The following is an 18,097-nucleotide window of genomic DNA, read 5'->3' as shown; positions in this document are numbered from 1 at the left end:
CGTAGTGTCGATGACATGCCGCAGCGCAACAGCCACCGCCGCATCGCCGAAATGACCCGTCTCGCGACGGTCGCCGGCCTGCTGCGGCTTCGCGGCGCGCTCCTTGTTGCCCCGAGCCTTATTAGCCTTTCCCTCGTACTCCTTATTACCAACGGAGGTGCGGGCTGAGGGCATGTGTCCAGGTAGCTAGAAAACGAACCTGAAAACACCCGAAGAACCCCGCACCAGAAATGGCGCGGGGTTTTTTGTTGCCCGAAGGCCCGTCCCGCAACGGAGCCAGCGATGAAAAACCCGCAGCACAACGAACGCAGCGACAACGGCGACGTAGCCGCCGGACACGTGCGCATCTTCGACACCACCTTGCGCGACGGCGAGCAGACGCCTGGCTTCTCGATGGACCGGCGCGCCAAGCTGCGCATGGCGCAGATGCTGGAGGCGCTCGGCGTGGACGTGCTCGAAGCGGGCTTCCCGCAGGCCTCGCCGGACGATTTTGCTGCGGTCGCACAGATCGCCGGCGCACTGCAGCACACCACCGCCTGCGCGCTGGCACGCTGCGTGCCGGGCGACATCGACAGCGCCGGCCGCGCGCTGGAGCATGCGCGGCGCTCGCGCATCCACGTGTTCCTGTCCACCAGCCCGCTGCACCGCGAACACAAGCTCGGCATGAGCAAACAGCAGGTGCTTGACGCCGCGGTCGCCGGGGTCGAGCGCGCCGCGAAACTGGCGCACGAGGTGGAGTTCTCGGCCGAGGACGCCATGCGCACCGAGCCCGAGTTCCTGGCCGAGGTGTTCTCGGCCGCCGCCGCCGCCGGCGCCAGCACACTGAACGCGCCGGACACGGTGGGCTACATGACGCCCGCCGAGATCGCCGAACGCTTCGCCTGGCTGCTGGCCAACGTGCGGCGCGGCCCGCACGTGGTGTTCTCCAGCCACTGCCACAACGACCTGGGGCTGGCGGTGGCGAACAGCCTCGCCGCCGTGGGCGCGGGCGCGCGCCAGGTGGAGTGCACGATCAACGGCGTCGGTGAGCGCGCCGGCAACGCTTCGCTGGAAGAGGTGGTGATGGCGATGAAGGTGCGCGGCGCCTGGTTCGGCACCGACACCCGCATCGACACCCGCAAGCTGTACCCCGCCTCGCGCCTGCTCAGCGAACTGACCGGACAGAACGTGCAGCGCAACAAGGCGATCGTGGGCGAGAACGCGTTCGCGCACGAATCGGGCATCCACCAGCACGGCATGCTGAAGCACCGCGGCACCTACGAAATCATGCGCCCCGAGGACGTCGGCATCGCCGAGACCCGGCTGGTGCTGGGCAAGCATTCCGGCCGCGCCGCGTTGCGCCAGCGGCTGGAGGCGCTGGGCCACGCGCCGGACGACGCGGCCATGGACGACATCTTCGCCCGCTTCAAGGCGCTGGCCGACAGGAAGCGCGAGATCCACGACGACGACCTGGACGCGCTGGCGCGCGGCCGCGATCCCGATGCGGCCGGCCCGTGGCGGCTGACCCGGCTGGACACCAGCGCGCACCTGGGCGCAGGCGCGTCCGCCACGGTGAAGCTGGTCCACGACGACGGCCACGCCGTTGCCGAGGCCGCGCTGGGCGACGGTCCGGTGGACGCGGTGCTGCGCGCGATGGAGCGCGCCACCGATACCGCGCTGCAACTGACCCGCTTCCAGGTGCAGGCGGTGGGCGAAGGCGGCGACGCCCAGGGCGAGGCACGCCTCACCGCACGCCACCGCGACCGCGACTGGAACGGCCACGGCGTCAGCACCGACATCGTCGAGGCCGCAGCACAGGCCGCGCTGGCCATCGTCAACCGCATCGCCCAGCAGCAAGCGACTTCCACCCCATCCCCCCGCAGCACCAAGGCCCAGGGAGCCACCGCATGAACACCCCCTTCCTCTGGCACAACGGCCGCATCAAGCCGTGGGCCGAAGCCAGCGTCCACGTCAGCGCACACGCGCTGCACTACGGCTCCTCGGTGTTCGAGGGCGAGCGCGTGTACGCCACGCCGAACGGACCGGCGTACTTCCGCCTCGCCGACCACACGCGGCGCCTGTTCGAGTCGGCCAGGGTGTACGAGATCGAGATCGGCTACGGCGAAGCCGCGATCGACGCGGCCTGTCACGAGGTGATCCGCGCGAACGGTCTGCAGTCGGCCTACGTGCGCCCCATCGTGTTCCGCGGCGCCGGCGGCCTCGGCGTACTGCCGAGGGATGGCGCGCCGGTGGAGGTGGCGATCATGGCGCTGGAATGGGGCGCCTACCTGGGCGACGCCGCCGAGCGCGGCGCGGACGTCTGCGTGTCCTCGTGGCACCGCCCCGCGCCGAACACCTTCCCGAGCTGGGCCAAGGCCGGCGGCAATTACCTGTCCAGCCAGCTGATCGGCCTGGAGGCGCGCCGCGGCGGCTACGACGAAGGCATCGCGCTGGGCGTGAACGGCCTGCTCAGCGAGGGCGCGGGCGAGAACCTGTTCCTGGTCAAGCGCGGCAAGCTGCTCACCCCGCCGTCCAGCGCCGGCATCCTCGCCGGCATCACCCGCGACAGCGTGCTCACGCTGGCCGCCGAACTGGGCATCGCGGTGGAGGAGCGCGACCTGCCGCGCGAAGCGCTGTACACCGCCGACGAGGTGTTCATGACCGGCACCGCCGCCGAGATCACCCCGGTGCGCTCGGTGGACCGCAAGCCGGTGGGCAGCGGCAAGCCCGGCCCGGTGACGCGCGCGCTGCGCGAGGCGTTCTTCGGCCTGTTCGACGGCCGCACGCACGACAAGTGGGGCTGGCTGGAGCTGGTTGGCCCGACCCGCGCGGCGGGGTTTGCCAGCGCGGTCGTCCCTGACCAGGCCCTCAACGGTTCATCACTCAACTCCGGCGCTCATGGACGAGCGCAGGAAATAACTCTGGAAGCCTCGGCATGAGCGCAAAGACTCTCTTCGAGAAAATCTGGGACGCGCACGTGGTTGCGCCCGAGACCGCCGACACCCCGGCGATCCTCTACATCGACCTGCACCTGGTGCACGAGGTCACCTCGCCGCAGGCCTTCGACGAGCTGCGCTCGCGCGGCCTCAAGCTGCGCCGCCCGGACCGCACGCTGGCCACGCTGGACCATTCCACGCCCACCCTGCCGGCAAACGCCGACGGCACGCGTCCGTACGCGAACGCGGAAGCGCAGGCGCAGGTGGCGCAGCTGGAGAAGAATTGCGGCGAATTCGGCGTCGAACTGCACGGCTGGGACAGCGCCGAGCGCGGCATCGTGCACGTGATCGGCCCCGAGCTTGGCGCCACCCGGCCGGGCATGACCATCGTCTGCGGCGACAGCCACACCTCCACGCACGGCGCGTTCGGCGCGCTGGCCTTCGGCATCGGCACCACCGAGGTGAGCCACGTGATGGCCACCCAGTGCCTGCTGCAGCGCAGGCCGAAGACGCTGGCGATCCACGTCGACGGCGAACTGCCGCCGGGCGTGGGCGCGAAGGACCTGATCCTGCACATCATCGGCACGATCGGCGTGGACGGCGGCACCGGCCACGTCATCGAGTACCGCGGCGCGGCCATCGAAAAGCTGTCGATGGAGGAGCGCATGACGGTGTGCAACATGTCGATCGAGGCCGGTGCGCGGGCGGGCCTGATCGCGCCGGACGAAACCACGTTCGCCTGGCTCAAGGGTCGCCCGCGCGTGCCGCAGGGCGAAGCGTGGAACCACGCGGTGGCGCACTGGCGCCAGCTCAAGACCGACGACGGCGCCCGCTACGACCGCGAGGTGCGCATCGACGCCGGCGCGGTGAAGCCCACCGTCACCTACGGCACCCATCCCGGCATGGCGATCGCGATGGACGCGCCGGTGCCCGCCGCGCGCAATGCGATGGAGCAGCGCGCGCTGGACTACATGCAGAGCCGCGCCGGCCAGCCCATGCAGGGCACCAAGGTGGACGTGGTGTTCGTGGGCAGCTGCACGAACTCGCGCCTGTCCGACCTGCGCGAAGCCGCGCACGTGCTGCGCGGCCGCCACGTCGCCGCCGGCGTGCGCATGCTGGTGGTGCCCGGCTCCGAGGCGGTGCGCCGCGATGCCGAGGCGGAAGGCCTGCACGAAGTGTTCCGCGCCGCCGGCGCCGAGTGGCGCGTGCCCGGCTGCTCGATGTGCATCGCGATGAACGGCGACCTGGCGCAGCCGGGCCAGCTGGTCGTCTCCACCTCCAACCGCAACTTCGAGGGCCGCCAGGGCAAGGGCGCGCGCACCGTGCTGGCCAGCCCCGCCACCGCCGCCGCTTCCGCCGTGGCCGGCGCCATTGCCGATCCGCGCGAGTACCTGACGCAGGAGCAAGCTGCATGAAGCCCGTCGCCCGCATCCACTCGCGCACCGCCGTGCTGTCGGACGAGAACATCGACACCGACCGCATCATCCCCGCGCGTTTCCTCACCACCACCACGCGCGAGGGCCTGGGCCGGCTCTGCTTCAACGACTGGCGCTACCTGCCCGACGGCAGCGACAACCCCGCCTTCCCGCTCAACCGGCCGGAAGCGCAGGGCTGCGCCATCGTGGTGGCCGGCCGCAACTTCGGCTGCGGCTCCTCGCGCGAGCACGCGCCGTGGGCGCTGCTGGATTACGGCATCCGCGCGGTGCTGTGCAGCGAGATTGCGGACATCTTCCGCAACAACGCGCTGAAGAACGGCCTGCTCGCCATCGTGATCTCCGCCGCCGAGCACCGCTGGCTGCTGGCGCACCCCGGCGTCGAGCTGACCATCGACGTCGAGGGCCAGTACATCGCGCTGCCCGACGGCGGCCGCGTCGGCTTCGAACTGGAGCCGTTCGCGCGCCATTGCCTGCTGCACGGCGTGGACCAGCTCGGCTACCTGCTGCAGAACGCCGGCTTAATTGATGCGTTCGTCCGTGAACGCGAGGATCAAGAAGCGGCCATCCATGGCCGCACTCCTCAACAAAAGCCGCTACCGAATGGAGTGAATGCATGAAAGCGAACATCGTCACCCTGCCCGGCGACGGCGTCGGCCCCGAGGTCACCGCCGCGGCGGTCGCCGTGCTGCAGGCGGTGGCCGCGCACTACGAGCACGCGTTCTCTTTCGACGAGCGGCTGATCGGCGGCGCTGCGATCGACGCCACCGGCGAGCCGTTGCCCGCCGCCGCGCTGGAAGCCTGCCAGTCCGCCGACGCGGTGCTGCTGGGCGCGGTGGGCGGCCCGAAGTGGTCGGACCCGAACGCGCCGGTGCGCCCCGAGCAGGGCCTGCTGGCCCTGCGCGCGGCGCTGGGCGTGTACGCCAACCTGCGTCCGCTCACCGTGCATCCCGCGCTGGCCGCGCTGTCGCCGCTGAAGGACGGGAAGCTGAAGGAAGTCGACGTGCTGTTCGTGCGCGAACTGACCGGCGGCGCCTACTTCGGCGCGAAGACCAGGGGCGCCGACTACGCCACCGACGAATGCCGGTACACCGAGGCCGAGATCGAGCGCGTCGCGCGCCGCGCCTTCGAGCTGGCGCGAGGCCGCCGCCGGCACGTCACCTCGGTGGACAAGGCCAACGTGCTGGAGACCTCGCGGCTGTGGCGCCGCACCGTCGCGCGCGTCGCTGCCGACTACCCCGACGTGACGCTGGAGCACCAGCTGGTCGACTCGATGGCGATGCTGCTGCTGACCCGCCCGGCCAGCTACGACGTGGTGGTCACCGAGAACCTGTTCGGCGACATCCTCACCGACGAGGCTGCCGCGCTGGCCGGTTCGCTGGGCCTGCTGCCCTCGGCCTCGCTGGGCGAAGGCAGCAACGGCCTGTACGAACCGATCCACGGCTCCGCGCCCGACATCGCCGGCAAGGGCGTGGCCAATCCCGTCGGCGCGATGCTGTCGGCCGCGCTGCTGCTGCGCCATTCGCTGCAGCTGGAGACCGAGGCGCAGGCAGTGGAGGCAGCCGTCGACCACGTGCTGCAGCACGGCCCGCGCACCCGCGACCTCGGCGGCCATGCCGGCACCGCCGAGGTACGCGACGCCGTGCTGGCTGCGCTGGAAGCCCACGCCGGCAACGAGCACGCCTTTTTCAGCGGAGCACGCTCATGCGGCTGAGCATGCGCCCGCGCCCTCACGGCAAAGGCGGTCACGCCTGCGCCACCCCTGCCCTCCCCTGCGCGCCGTCCGCGGCGCCATCGACGACGAACGCCCACTCCCCAGCGTGGTTCCGTCGCCGCCCCCTGTCCGGCGCCGTGGCGCGCGCAGGGGAGGCAACCCACACCCGCCGCACCCGACCGCACACCACCGCACGCAACCACGTCACCGCCAACGAAGGAGTCACCGCATGAGCCCGACCTCAAACAGCACGCACACCACCAACGACACGCTGGCCAAGGCCCGCATCGCTGTCCTCGGCTTCGGCAGCCAGGGCCGCGCCCACGCCCTCAACCTGCGCGACTCCGGTCTCGACGTGGTGGTCGGCCTGCGCAAGGGCGGCCCCTCGTGGGAGAAGGCGCGCGCCGAGGGCTTCGCCGTGGCCGAGCCGGGCGAGGCGGTGAAGGGCGCCGACCTGGTCGCCGTGCTGACCCCCGACATGGTGCAGCCCAGGCTGTACAAGGAAGCGATCGAGCCGAACATCAAGCCCGGCGCCGCGCTGCTGTTCGCGCACGGCTTCAACGTGCACTTCAAGCAGATCGACCCGCGCAAGGACATCGACGTGATCCTGGTGGCGCCGAAGGGCCCCGGTGCGCTGGTGCGCACCGAGTACGAGCGCGGCCGCGGCGTGCCGTGCATCTGGGCGGTGCACCAGGACGTGTCGGGCCAGGCCGAGGCGAAGGCGCACGCCTATGCCGACGGCATCGGCGGCGGCCGCGCGATGCTGATCAAGACCGACTTCAAGGAAGAGACCGAGACGGACCTGTTCGGCGAGCAGGCCGTGCTGTGCGGCGGCGCCTCGTCGCTGGTGCAGGCCGGCTTCGAGACCCTGGTGGAAGCCGGCTACCAGCCCGAGATCGCCTACTACGAAGTGCTGCACGAGCTGAAGCTGATCGTCGACCTGTTCTACGAGGGCGGCATCACCAAGATGCTGGAGTTCGTCTCCGAGACCGCGCAGTACGGCGACTACGTCAGCGGCCCGCGCGTGATCGACGCCGGCGTGAAGCAGCGCATGCAGGGCGTGCTGAAGGACATCCAGGACGGCACCTTCGCGCGCAACTGGATCGCCGAGTACAACGCCGGCCTGCCGAACTACAAGAAGTTCAAGCAGGCCGACCTGGAGCATCCGGTCGAGCAGGTGGGCGCAAAGCTGCGCGCCCGCATGCCCTGGCTGCAGGCCGGCACGCCGAAGCCGGCCGCCGAACCGCTGAAGAAGGTCGGCTGACGCCGGCGCCGGGCCGCGCGCCGCGCGGCCCCTTCCACCACGCATCGCGAGCAACACGAGGTACGCCATGAAACGCTTCCATATCGCCCTGGCCGTCGCCGACCTGGACGCCTCCATCGCCGACTACAGCAAGCGCCTGGGCCAGCCGCCGCAGGCCCTGGTCTACGGCATCTACGCGATGTGGCGCACCGACATCCTCAACTTCTCGATCCGCCAGCAACCCGAGAAGGCCGGCCAGATCTGCCAGCTCGGCTTCGAGGACGACGACGCGCCGGGCTTCAGCAGCAGCACCGACGTGAACGGCATCGCATGGGAGCGCTTCTCCACGCTGGAGCAGGACCTGCAGATCATCGCCACCTTCGGCGTGCCGGTGCATCCCGCCGTCGAGCGCGAGCTGATCCGCAACTGACTCGTCTCCCTCCCCTGCACGCAGGGGAGCGGAGCCCCGCCCATCCACCAGGAATCCGCCGTGACCGCCACCACGCAGACCGCCCATGCGGCCCCCGCCATCCACCTGCACCCGCTCGCCGGCCACGCCATGACCGGTGCCGAGGCGATCGTGCAGGTACTGGCCGACGAAGGCACCGGCGTGCTGTTCGGCTATTCCGGCGGCGCGATCCTGCCGGTGTACGACGCCGTGTTCCGCTACAACGCCGACCACGCTTCGGCCGAAGGCCGCGAGCCGATGCCGCTGGTGGTGCCCGCCAACGAGCAGGGCGCCGGCTTCATGGCCGCGGGCTATGCACGCGCCTCGGGCAAGGTGGGCGTGGCCATCGTCACCTCCGGCCCCGGCGCCACCAACATGGTGACGCCGGTGCGCGACGCGATGGCCGACTCGATCCCGCTGGTGGCGATCTGCGGCCAGGTGCCCACCTCGTCGCTGGGCAGCGACGCGTTCCAGGAGGCGCCGGTCAGCAACATCATGGGCGCCTGCGCCAAGCACGTGTTCCTGGTCACCGACGTCGCGCAGCTGGAAGCCACGCTGCGCACCGCGTTCGAGATCGCGCGCAGCGGCCGCCCCGGCCCGGTGGTGGTGGACGTGCCCAAGGACGTGCAGAACGCCACGCTGCGTTTCGACGGCGCCTGCCGCCTGCCCATTCCCGGTTACCGCGCACGGCTGCGCGCGGTGGAGGAAGCGCGACTGGACGATGCGGCCTGCGCCGCGTTCTTCGACGCGCTGATGCAGGCGAAGCGCCCGCTGGTCTACGCCGGCGGCGGCGTGATCGCGGCGGAGGCCGCGGTGGCACTGCGCGTGTTCGCCGACGCGTTCGGCCTGCCGGTCACCACCACCCTGATGGGTCTGGGCGCATTCGACAGCACCGAGCCGCTGGCGCTGCACATGCTGGGCATGCACGGCACCGCCTATGCGAACTATGCGGTGGAGGACTGCGACTTCGTGCTCGCGTTGGGTGCGCGCTTCGACGACCGCGTGGCCGGCGTGCCCGCGAAGTTCGCGCCGCGCGCGAAGTTCATCGCGCAGATCGACATCGACCCCGCCGAAATCGGCAAGGTGAAGGCGGTGGACTGGCAGCACGTGGGCCCGCTGCGCGTCGCGCTGGAACGGCTGACCCGCTACGGCCAGGGTCGCGGCATCCGCCCCGCGCTGGACGACTGGCACGCCCACGTCGCCGCGCTGAAACGGGCGCACGCGATGGACTGGGACCGCGCGAACCCGCTGATCCAGCCACAGGCGGTGATCGAGGCGATCAACCGCCATGCCAGGGGCCGCGCCGTGGTCAGCACCGGCGTGGGCCAGCACCAGATGTGGGCGGCGCAGTACTTCGACTTCCGCGCGCCGCGGCAATGGCTCACCTCCGGTTCGATGGGCACGATGGGCTTCGGCCTGCCCGCCGCGGTCGGCGCGCAGTTCGCCCAGCCCGATGCGCTGGTGATCGACATCGACGGCGACGCCAGCATCCGCATGAACCTCGGCGAGCTGGAGACCGTCACCACCTACGGCCTGCCGCTGAAGATCGTGGTGCTCAACAACAGCGGCGACGGCATGGTGCGGCAGTGGCAGAAGCTGTACTTCGGCCGCCGCTTCGCCGCCTCGGACAAGAGCCTGCACAAGAAGGACTTCGTGCTCGCCGCACAGGCCGACGGTTTCGCCTGGGCACGCCGGCTGGACGACAAGGCACAGCTGGAGTCCACCATCGCCGACTTCCTTGCCTGCCCCGGTCCGGCCTTCCTGGAGGTGGTGATCGACCCCGATGCCGGCGTGTATCCGATGGTGGGACCTGGCGCCACCTACGCGCAGATGATCACCGGCGAGTTCATCGCCTCGCGCAGCGAGGCGCCGGCCGCAACCGGCGCGGCTCCGGCCACGTCGATGTTCTGAGTTTCCCCGTCCCCCTCGGGGCGCACGGTTCCATCCACGAAGGTTCACGTCGCTGCATGCGGAGCGTTGCCATGAGACACACCCTGTCCATCCTGCTGCAAAACGAATCCGGCGCACTGGTGCGCGTGGCGGGCCTGTTCGCCGCGCGCCACGTCAACATCGACGCACTCACCGTGGCGACCACCCACGACCCGGCGATGTCGCAGCTCACCCTGGTGATGCACGGCGACGAGGGCACGCTGGAACAGATCCTGCGCCAGCTGCGCAAGCTGGTGGACGTGCTGGACGCGAGCAGCCTGTCGCTGGTGGGCAGCCGCGACGGCAGCCGCCTGGCCACCGCCACGCCGGCATGAACGCACGCCTCGCCACGCCGGCGACAGCCGACGAGGCGCCGTCCGGGCTGGACCTGCTGCGCCGCACGCTGGCCGCGCGCGTGTACGAGGTGGCGCGCGAGACGCCGCTGGAACCCGCCGAACTGCTCTCCGCGCGCCTGGGCAACCGCGTGCTGCTGAAGCGCGAGGACCTGCAGCCGGTGTTCTCGTTCAAGCTGCGCGGCGCGTACAACAGGATGGCTGCGCTGGGTGCCGCCGAGCTGGCGAACGGCGTGATCGCCGCCTCCGCCGGCAACCACGCGCAGGGCGTGGCGCTGGCGGCGGCGAGGCTCGGCATCCGCGCGGTGATCGTGATGCCGGTGACCGCACCACTGGTGAAGGTGGACGCGGTGCGCCGCTTCGGCGGCGACTTCGTCGAGGTGCTGCTCGCCGGCGACTCGTACAGCGACGCGCAGGCCGCGGCCGCGCGCATCGAGGCCGAGCGCGGCCTGGTGTTCGTGCATCCCTTCGACGACCTCGACGTGATCGCCGGCCAGGCCACGGTAGGCATGGAACTGCTGCGCCAGTCGTCGACGCCGCCCGACGCGGTGTTCGTGCCGGTGGGCGGTGGCGGGCTGCTCGCCGGCGTGGCCGGCTACGTCAAGGCGCTGTCGCCGCAGACGAAGGTGATCGGCGTGCAGGCGGCCGACTCCGATGCGATGGCGCGCTCGCTGGAAGCCGGCGCGCGCGTGACGCTGCCCGAGGTGGGCCTCTTCGCCGACGGCACCGCGGTGAAGCAGGTTGGCGCGCTCACCTTCGAGCTCTGCCGCCGCCACGTGGACGAGGTGCTGCGCGTGGACGGCGACGCGCTGTGTGCCGCAATGCGCGACGTCTACCAGGAGACCCGCAGCGTGCCCGAGCCCTCCGGCGCGCTGGCGCTGGCGGGGCTGAAGCAGTACGTCGCCGCGCACGGGCTGCAGGGCGCCACGCTGGCCGCGATCGTCTCCGGCGCGAACATGAACTTCGAACGGCTGCGCTTCGTGGCCGAGCGCGCCGAGGCCGGCGAACAGCGCGAGGCGCTGTTCGCGGTGACCATCCCCGAGGAGCGCGGCAGCTTCCGCCGCTTCTGCGCCGCGCTGGGCCGGCACGGCATCACCGAGTTCAACTACCGCATCGGTGACGCGCGGCAGGCGCACATCTTCGTGGGCGTGCAGACCGCCAGCCGCGACGAGCGCGCCGCGCTGGCCGCCGCGTTCCGCGCGCAGGGCTTTGCCGTGCTCGACCTCAGCGACGACGAGCTGGCCAAGCTGCACCTGCGCCACATGGTGGGCGGACGCTCGCCGCTGGCGCAGGACGAGCGGCTGTACCGCTTCGACTTCCCCGAGCGCCCCGGCGCGCTGCCCGACTTCCTCGCGCAACTGCACCCGGACTGGAACATCAGCCTGTTCCACTACCGCAATCACGGCGCCGACCACGGCCGTATCCTGGTCGGCATCCAGGCGCCGGCCGACGAACAGGCCGCGCTGCGCCGTTTCCTCGCGACACTTGGCTACCCGCATTGCGACGAGAGCGACAACGCCGCCTACCGGCTGCTGCTGCGCAGCTGACGCCACCGACATCCGCACCGAACATCCCCATAGAACCACGGAGCACGAACCGCATGCCTGCCTACCGTTCCCGCACCAGCACCCACGGCCGCAACATGGCGGGCGCGCGCAGCCTGTGGCGCGCCACCGGCATGAAGGACGGGGATTTCGGCAAGCCCATCATCGCGGTGGCCAACAGCTTCACCCAGTTCGTGCCCGGCCATGTGCACCTGAAGGACCTCGGCCAGCTGGTGGCGCGCGAGATCGAAGCCGCCGGCGGCGTGGCCAAGGAGTTCAACACCATCGCGGTGGACGACGGCATCGCGATGGGCCACGGCGGCATGCTGTACTCGCTGCCCTCGCGTGAGCTGATCGCCGACAGTGTGGAATACATGGCCAACGCGCACTGCGCCGACGCGCTGGTGTGCATCTCGAACTGCGACAAGATCACCCCCGGCATGCTGATGGCCGCGATGCGGCTGAACATCCCTGCCGTGTTCGTTTCCGGCGGACCGATGGAATCGGGCAAGGCGGTGGTGAAGGGCGCGAGGAAGGCACTGGACCTGATCGACGCGATGGTGGCCGCCGCCGACGACAGCTACAGCGACGCCGAGGTGGCGACGCTGGAGCGCTCGGCCTGCCCCACCTGTGGCTCCTGCTCCGGCATGTTCACCGCCAACTCGATGAACTGCCTCACCGAGGCGCTGGGCCTGGCGTTGCCCGGCAACGGCTCGGTGCTGGCCACGCACGCCGACCGCGAGCAGCTGTTCCGCCGCGCCGGGCGCCTGGTCGTCGAGCTCGCCCGCCGCTGGTACGAAGAGGACGACGCCAGCGCGCTGCCGCGCGGCATCGCCGACCGCGCCGCGTTCGAGAACGCGATGAGCCTCGACATCGCGATGGGCGGCTCCACCAATACCGTGCTGCATCTGCTCGCCGCCGCGCGCGAGGGCGGCGTGGAGTTCACCATGGCCGACATCGACCGCCTCTCGCGCCGCGTGCCCTGCCTGTGCAAGGTGGCGCCGTCCAAGGCCGACGTGCACATGGAAGACGTGCATCGCGCCGGCGGCATCATGGGCATCCTGGGCGAGCTGGACCGCGCGGGACTCATCGACACCACCCGCCCCACTGTGCACGCGCCCACGCTGGGCGACGCGCTGGCGCAGTGGGACATCCGGCGCAGCAGCGACGAAGCCACGCAGCACTTCTACCGCGCCGCCCCCGGCAACGTGCCCACCCAGGTCGCCTTCAGCCAGTCCGCGCGCTGGGAGACGCTGGACACCGACCGCGAGCACGGCGTGATCCGCTCTGCCGAACATCCCTTCAGCCAGGACGGCGGCCTTGCCATCCTGTTCGGCAACCTCGCGCCGGAAGGCTGCATCGTGAAGACCGCCGGCGTGGACGAATCCATCCTCGTGTTCCACGGCACGGCCAGGGTATACGAAAGCCAGGAGGCCGCGGTGAGCGGCATCCTCGGCAACAAGGTGAAGGCCGGCGACGTGGTGGTGATCCGCTACGAAGGCCCGCGCGGCGGCCCCGGCATGCAGGAGATGCTCTACCCCACCAGCTATCTGAAGTCGAAGGGGCTGGGCAAGGCCTGTGCACTGATCACCGACGGCCGCTTTTCCGGCGGCACCGCCGGCCTCTCCATCGGCCATGTCTCGCCGGAAGCCGCCGAGGGTGGCCTGATCGCGCTGGTCGAGGACGGCGACCCCATCGCCATCGACATCCCCCACCGCAGCATCCGCCTCGACCTGCCGGAAGAAGCGCTCGCCGCTCGCCGCGCCGCGATGGACGCGCGCGGCCGCAGCGCATGGAAGCCGGCGAACCGTGCGCGTCCGGTTTCGGTGGCCTTGCAGGCCTACGCGGCGATGGCCTCGAACGCGGCGAACGGCGCGGTGCGCGATCTCGGCCGGCTGGGCACGGCACACGCCGGCGAAACACCGGCCTGACAGCGCGATGCCATGCGCCAGCCAAGACCGGCATGGCGTCGTGGCGCACCGTCAGCCGGCTGCCATCACGTCCAGCTCGAACACGTGGTTGTCGTAGTCGTCGAAATACAGCGCGCTGTCGCCGCGCGCCATCAGGCATTCGATACCCGCCGCGCGCAGGCGCTCCGCACAACGCGCGAACTCGGCCTGGTCCACCGCGAAGGCGATGTGATCGCCGTTGCGCGCGGCCTGCGGCGTGCCGCGCACCAGCACCAGGCACACGCCACCCAGCCAGACCAGCGTGTCGTGATCGCCCGCGCCGGGCTGCACCCGCGCGTCGTCGAACAACTGCGCGAACAACGACGCGCTGCGCGCGGGGTCGCGCACCACCAGGGCGACATGATCGAGCGACGTGGGCATGGCGGCTCCCCAGGAGTTGCGTGGAATCTCAGAGGCGCACGCCGAAGCGCTCCAGCACCCGCGTCAGCGCGAAATACATGCCGATGACGACAACACAGGAAAGCCCCAGTGCTGGCCAGAACGCCACTCCGTTCCTGAGCAGCGCCGGCAATACCAGGAACAGCGGCAGCGAGGCGATCACCATCCAGAAGATGCCGTGCGACAGCGAAGCGATGGCCGCGACGTTGCCCGTGTCGCGCCAGATCCAGATGAACGCCATCAGCGACGTCAGCGGCAAGGACGTGAGCAGCGCGCCCCAGAACGAACTGCGTTTCCCGAGCTCCGACACGACCACGATGACGAGCGCCGAGACAATGACCTTGAACGCGTATTGCAGCATGGTTTCGTCACTCACCGCTCTTGGGGAAACACATCGTAGAGCGTCACCGGCATGAAGGCGACACCTTGCCAGACACCAGGAACTTGCCGATTGCCATTGCGGCAACTGGCCCGTGCCGCCACCCTGACGGACCATCGGCCGCGCCGGTGCTGTCCCGCATCGCCCGGCTAGCGACCCTGCTCCGCGCGCACCTTCCCGTGCCCGGAGGCATGCGACGTCAGCGGTGTCAGGCCGTTCCGCGCCAGATGTCGCTCATGGACCCGGAACCTGCTGTTGGCCCATCTGCGTGCCGTGGGCCTGGGCCAAGGCATGGATATGGGCCTGCAACTGATCAGCCTGCTGGATATGTTGAATCGACTGCTGCGGTTCGGGCGAGGGTGCTTTCACGTCCACCGCGACGGGCGGCCTGGGTTCCGCGGCAGGCATGAAATACATGACGCCGCGATGTTCGTCGTAGGCGATCAGACCGAGGTTGCGGTGGTCGAGTCCGCCCGCATGGCAGGCCGCGGTGAACTGCAGCAGGCGCTTTTCGCCGGCGTCAGGGATGCGTTCGCGCAATTCCTGATAGAGCGCGTGGTCGGCATTGGCAGGATGGCGTGGATCATCGCGCGCAGGGTCCGGCACGGCCGGCGCCGTCAATGGCGCCTCGCATGCTGCCACGCCGTTTCGCGTTTGCTGCCGGTGCGCAGCGCCGGGCACTTCCGGTTCGGCGGCTCGGGCCGGAGCATCGTGCTGCAACATCCGCAACGCCTGCTTTTCCTTCGCCACGATATGCGCATCCAGGCTCGGCGTCATGGTATCCATCAGATGACGCTCGAACGCCTCGACCGCATTGCCGCCGGCGACGGCGCGGCCGGCCTGGGCGGCGGCGAACAGGCGCGGGAAGTTGCCCGGCGTCAGTTCCACCGCACCCGCCATGCCCAGGCCGGCAACCGCACCGGCCGTGCCAAATGCGGCCGGTGCGGCCCGGGTCGCGTCTTCGATCCCGCGCGCGGCAGCGTCCAGTCCCCCATGCACTTGGTGGCCGGCGCCGTCGATCACGGCCTGCTGCGCGGCGCCGTAAGCCTCTGCGTCCCGACCGGTGGCTGTTTCCAGCGCACGAGTGACACTGTGGATCGCCATGGCATCGGTCCGACCTGCCTGGCGATCGGCCGCGGCGGCCATCGCGCCCTGACGATGGGCTTCCACGCCCGCCTGTTCCAGCCGTGTGGCGGCGACCTGTGCGGCGTGCTGCGCCTGTTCGGGTAGCAGATGACCCGTACCTCGCAGCAGCGCCGCATCGAAGTCGGCGCTCCACTGCCTGACCCGGCCCAGTCCCTCATCGACCTGCGCCGTCAGTTCGGCCTGCGCGATGCGCGCGTGTGCCAGCGTGGCGCCGATGGCGTGCTCGCCCGCCTGCGCCACGGCAGCTTCAGCCTGCGTTACTGCATGGACGCCGCTACCCAAGGCATTCGCACCGCCGTCCAGACCACGCCCTGCGGCATGCAGCCCCTGAGCTTCCAGGTGTCCGCCGGCCGCCATCGCTTCGCCACCGCGTTCGCCGAACCGCGCGCCGGCGGACACCATCGCCAGCGACTCCAGCACCGGCGCGGCCAGCCGGGTGGTTTCCGGCAGGCTGGTCACCTGCACGCGCGGCACCAGGTTGCCGTGGCCATCGCGCGTCATCGCCGTCACCACGTGCTGCTCGCCGGCCGCCAATGGCAGGTCGCGGAGCATCTGATCCACGTTGCCGGTGGCGACCTTGTCCACGAACGCACTCACCGCCGCGGGAGCATAGGATGCGTACCTGGCATCCATGCCTTCGCTCAGCTTCCGCCTCAGCAGGGCGTTCGCCTCCGGCACCCGCTGCAGGATGTCGCAGGTCTCCTTCAGGGTGGCGCCCAGTTCCATGCGACGCAGCGCGTCCATGTCGTGGATGTTGTTCTGCACGCCGTCGCTGAGCAGCTCGCCCTGCACCTGGTAGTTGGTGATCAGGCGATGCAGGTCGTGGGACACCACCACACCCGGGTGTTGCCTGGCGAAACGTTCGGTGGTGACGGGATTGAGGCCGGCGGCGTTGAAAGTGGTGGCGTGCGTGCCGGTCACCGCGGCAACGGCCGCGGCCATTCCGCCGGCCAAGCTATGGCCGGTGGTTTCGAAGTTCACCCCATTTTGCTTTAGCTGGTAGCCCAAACTCATCGCACGGTCGTAGTAGTCAGTCTCCAGACCGACCGATTGCGGAAAGTTGTTGGCGCCGAAATCTTCCGCCGTGGTGTCGTGCGTCTGGCCATCGGACGTCTTCACCTTGCCGGAGGAGCCCTTGAACGCAAGCGTGGGCTGGTAGCCCGCCCGTTGCAGGGCGGCGTCGGGCAGGTAAATTTCGGCACGGAAGCCCGAATCATCGGGGTGCAAGGTGCGTCGCAATTCCGCTGCCGGAATATTCAACCGCCCCGCATACTGTGTCATCGACTCCGGATGCTCGCTCAGCCGTGTCCAGCCGGCTGGCGGCCCACCCTTGTCCCCCGCGGCAACGTGGTACACGTCTTTGGCCAAACTATCCATCTGGCGGTCGTGGTAGAGCTTCTGCAACTGGTCCGCTTCGCGCTGTGCGGCAGCGTCGCCATCCCCGCGTAGTTGCTGCAGTTCGGCTTGCTCGCGTTCGAGTTCGGTAGGCATCAGGTCGCTCCTTGATCTGTGGGTGGGTTACAGCAGAGGAATGTCTTTTTCTTCGGTAGGCGCTCCTACGCGCTTGCGCATCTCACGATAATATTTGGACATTGGCGGTCGCCCGATGCCACGGTCCCGCAGCCAATGTTGGCACTGCCGCTGGGCGTCGATGAAATCCGGTTTGGCGGGATACCAGTAAATGTCGTCCACCATCAGGTAGTCGACCACTTCATCGGCACGTGGCTTGTAGGAAGGATCGAGTGCTTTCGGGTTGGCTCCCCGCTGGAGCAGCCAATAGGCTTTCTTGAAGTCGCCTTCACGAGTGTAATCCCCAAGGATGGTTGCCCCCTGGGTCGTCGCATTGACGTCTGCCCCATGCTCCACCAGCACCTGCACGTTCGGCCACTGGTTGTGCCAGATGTAGGCCCCGAACAACAGCGACTCCTGATCGATGTTGCGCGTATTGGGATCGCCACCGTGCTCCAGCAATGCTTGAAGATAGGCCGGGTCTTCGGCCTTGGCGGCGTAAACCATGGCGTTGTCGTAAACGTGAAAGGTTTCGCATCCGAAAGTGCCAACGCACTCTTGCTTCGTCTTCGGATCGCGCGCATTGGGGTTGGCACCGTTGTCCAGCATCGCCTTCAGGCCCGCCAGGCTTCGGGTCAGCACAGGCCACGCCACCAGCGGCGTGCGCGCGCCGTCGTCGCTGAACAGCACGTCCGGATTGACGTGCTCGTCCTTCATCAACCGCCGCACTTCGGCGACATTGTTGTCCTGCGCCGCGCGGGCCAGCGCCTGCGCCTGCGGATCCTTGAAGGCCTTCTCCACGGAGTACCAACCGGCCAGCCGGCCCGGCGCGGCAGTCGAAGCGCTGCCTGTGTCGTCCGATCCAGGTTGGCTGCAACCGGCGAACAGCAGCGCCAGCGCGCATAGACCGATCCAGTGTCTTGGCTTCATCAAACAGCTCCCTTGTTTTCAGTCACGCGATCATGATGGCCCTTGCTGTTTCGCGGCGCAGGCGTCGCTGGCTTTCATGTCGATGCTTGTGCCCGTGGCACCAGGTATCCCAGATGCGCAGCCGCGGCCTTGCGCTTGATGAAATCGAAGGCTTGAACCATATCGCCGCTCCATGGTGATGGTGCTTGTGGGTGACGATCTTACGC

The 18,097-nt window shown here is 69.6% G+C and carries 15 protein-coding genes; 11 read left to right on the top strand and 4 right to left on the bottom strand.

The window, feature by feature from the left end:
• Nucleotides 1-282: 282 nt before the first annotated feature.
• From ACQGNW_RS00360 to ilvD, 11 genes are all read left to right on the top strand, one after another.
• Nucleotides 283-1,890, top strand: a complete 1,608-nt coding sequence (locus ACQGNW_RS00360) for a 2-isopropylmalate synthase (protein WP_426661074.1) — start codon at nucleotides 283-285, stop codon at nucleotides 1,888-1,890.
• Nucleotides 1,887-2,918 carry a branched-chain amino acid transaminase gene (locus ACQGNW_RS00355; RefSeq protein ID WP_426661073.1) on the top strand — a complete coding sequence of 344 codons (1,032 nt, stop codon included), beginning with the start codon at nucleotides 1,887-1,889 and terminating at the stop codon, nucleotides 2,916-2,918. The genes ACQGNW_RS00360 and ACQGNW_RS00355 overlap by 4 nt, the downstream gene beginning before the upstream one ends.
• Nucleotides 2,915-4,330, top strand: coding sequence for a 3-isopropylmalate dehydratase large subunit (gene leuC / locus ACQGNW_RS00350; protein WP_426661072.1), 1,416 nt, complete (start codon nucleotides 2,915-2,917; stop codon nucleotides 4,328-4,330). The genes ACQGNW_RS00355 and leuC overlap by 4 nt, the downstream gene beginning before the upstream one ends.
• Nucleotides 4,327-4,968, top strand: coding sequence for a 3-isopropylmalate dehydratase small subunit (leuD, locus tag ACQGNW_RS00345; RefSeq protein WP_426661071.1), 642 nt, complete (start codon nucleotides 4,327-4,329; stop codon nucleotides 4,966-4,968). The genes leuC and leuD overlap by 4 nt, the downstream gene beginning before the upstream one ends.
• Nucleotides 4,965-6,062, top strand: coding sequence for a 3-isopropylmalate dehydrogenase (gene leuB, locus ACQGNW_RS00340; RefSeq protein ID WP_426661070.1), 1,098 nt, complete (start codon nucleotides 4,965-4,967; stop codon nucleotides 6,060-6,062). Before leuD ends, leuB begins: the two co-directional genes overlap by 4 nt.
• Before the next feature lie 229 nt (nucleotides 6,063-6,291).
• Nucleotides 6,292-7,326 (top strand): ketol-acid reductoisomerase, encoded by a 1,035-nt coding sequence (gene ilvC / locus ACQGNW_RS00335; RefSeq protein WP_426661069.1) that lies wholly within the window; start codon nucleotides 6,292-6,294, stop codon nucleotides 7,324-7,326.
• A 67-nt stretch (nucleotides 7,327-7,393) separates the two neighbouring features.
• Nucleotides 7,394-7,735, top strand: coding sequence for a VOC family protein (locus ACQGNW_RS00330; RefSeq protein ID WP_426661068.1), 342 nt, complete (start codon nucleotides 7,394-7,396; stop codon nucleotides 7,733-7,735).
• Nucleotides 7,736-7,864: 129 nt separating this feature from the next.
• Complete coding sequence (gene ilvB / locus ACQGNW_RS00325; protein WP_426661106.1) at nucleotides 7,865-9,664, top strand: biosynthetic-type acetolactate synthase large subunit; 1,800 nt, start codon at nucleotides 7,865-7,867, stop codon at nucleotides 9,662-9,664.
• 71 nt (nucleotides 9,665-9,735) lie between these two features.
• Nucleotides 9,736-10,017 (top strand): acetolactate synthase small subunit, encoded by a 282-nt coding sequence (ilvN, locus tag ACQGNW_RS00320; RefSeq protein ID WP_426661067.1) that lies wholly within the window; start codon nucleotides 9,736-9,738, stop codon nucleotides 10,015-10,017.
• Nucleotides 10,014-11,582 carry a threonine ammonia-lyase, biosynthetic gene (gene ilvA, locus ACQGNW_RS00315; protein ID WP_426661066.1) on the top strand — a complete coding sequence of 523 codons (1,569 nt, stop codon included), beginning with the start codon at nucleotides 10,014-10,016 and terminating at the stop codon, nucleotides 11,580-11,582. The genes ilvN and ilvA overlap by 4 nt, the downstream gene beginning before the upstream one ends.
• 53 nt (nucleotides 11,583-11,635) lie before the next feature.
• Nucleotides 11,636-13,510, top strand: coding sequence for a dihydroxy-acid dehydratase (ilvD, locus tag ACQGNW_RS00310; RefSeq protein WP_426661065.1), 1,875 nt, complete (start codon nucleotides 11,636-11,638; stop codon nucleotides 13,508-13,510).
• Nucleotides 13,511-13,561: 51 nt separating this feature from the next.
• Here the strand turns inward: ilvD and ACQGNW_RS00305 are convergent, their stop codons facing one another.
• From ACQGNW_RS00305 to ACQGNW_RS00290, 4 genes are all read right to left on the bottom strand, one after another.
• Complete coding sequence (locus ACQGNW_RS00305) at nucleotides 13,562-13,909, bottom strand: VOC family protein (RefSeq protein WP_426661064.1); 348 nt, start codon at nucleotides 13,907-13,909, stop codon at nucleotides 13,562-13,564.
• Nucleotides 13,910-13,937: 28 nt separating this feature from the next.
• On the bottom strand, nucleotides 13,938-14,303 hold the full coding sequence (locus tag ACQGNW_RS00300; RefSeq protein WP_426661063.1) for a DUF3147 family protein: 366 nt from the start codon (nucleotides 14,301-14,303) through the stop codon (nucleotides 13,938-13,940).
• A gap of 237 nt (nucleotides 14,304-14,540) precedes the next feature.
• Nucleotides 14,541-16,943, bottom strand: coding sequence for a Tle-like phospholipase domain-containing protein (locus ACQGNW_RS00295; RefSeq protein WP_426661062.1), 2,403 nt, complete (start codon nucleotides 16,941-16,943; stop codon nucleotides 14,541-14,543).
• A gap of 27 nt (nucleotides 16,944-16,970) precedes the next feature.
• Nucleotides 16,971-17,891: an ankyrin repeat domain-containing protein gene (locus ACQGNW_RS00290; protein ID WP_426661061.1), complete on the bottom strand. Its 921-nt coding sequence runs from the start codon at nucleotides 17,889-17,891 to the stop codon at nucleotides 16,971-16,973.
• Between the last annotated feature and the right edge of the window lie 206 nt (nucleotides 17,892-18,097).

It is taken from the genome of Rhodanobacter aciditrophus, assembly GCF_050026795.1.
Classification (GTDB): domain Bacteria; phylum Pseudomonadota; class Gammaproteobacteria; order Xanthomonadales; family Rhodanobacteraceae; genus Rhodanobacter_A.
Note: the sequence above shows the minus strand (reverse complement) of the source record. Positions and strands in the feature narration are given on the sequence as shown.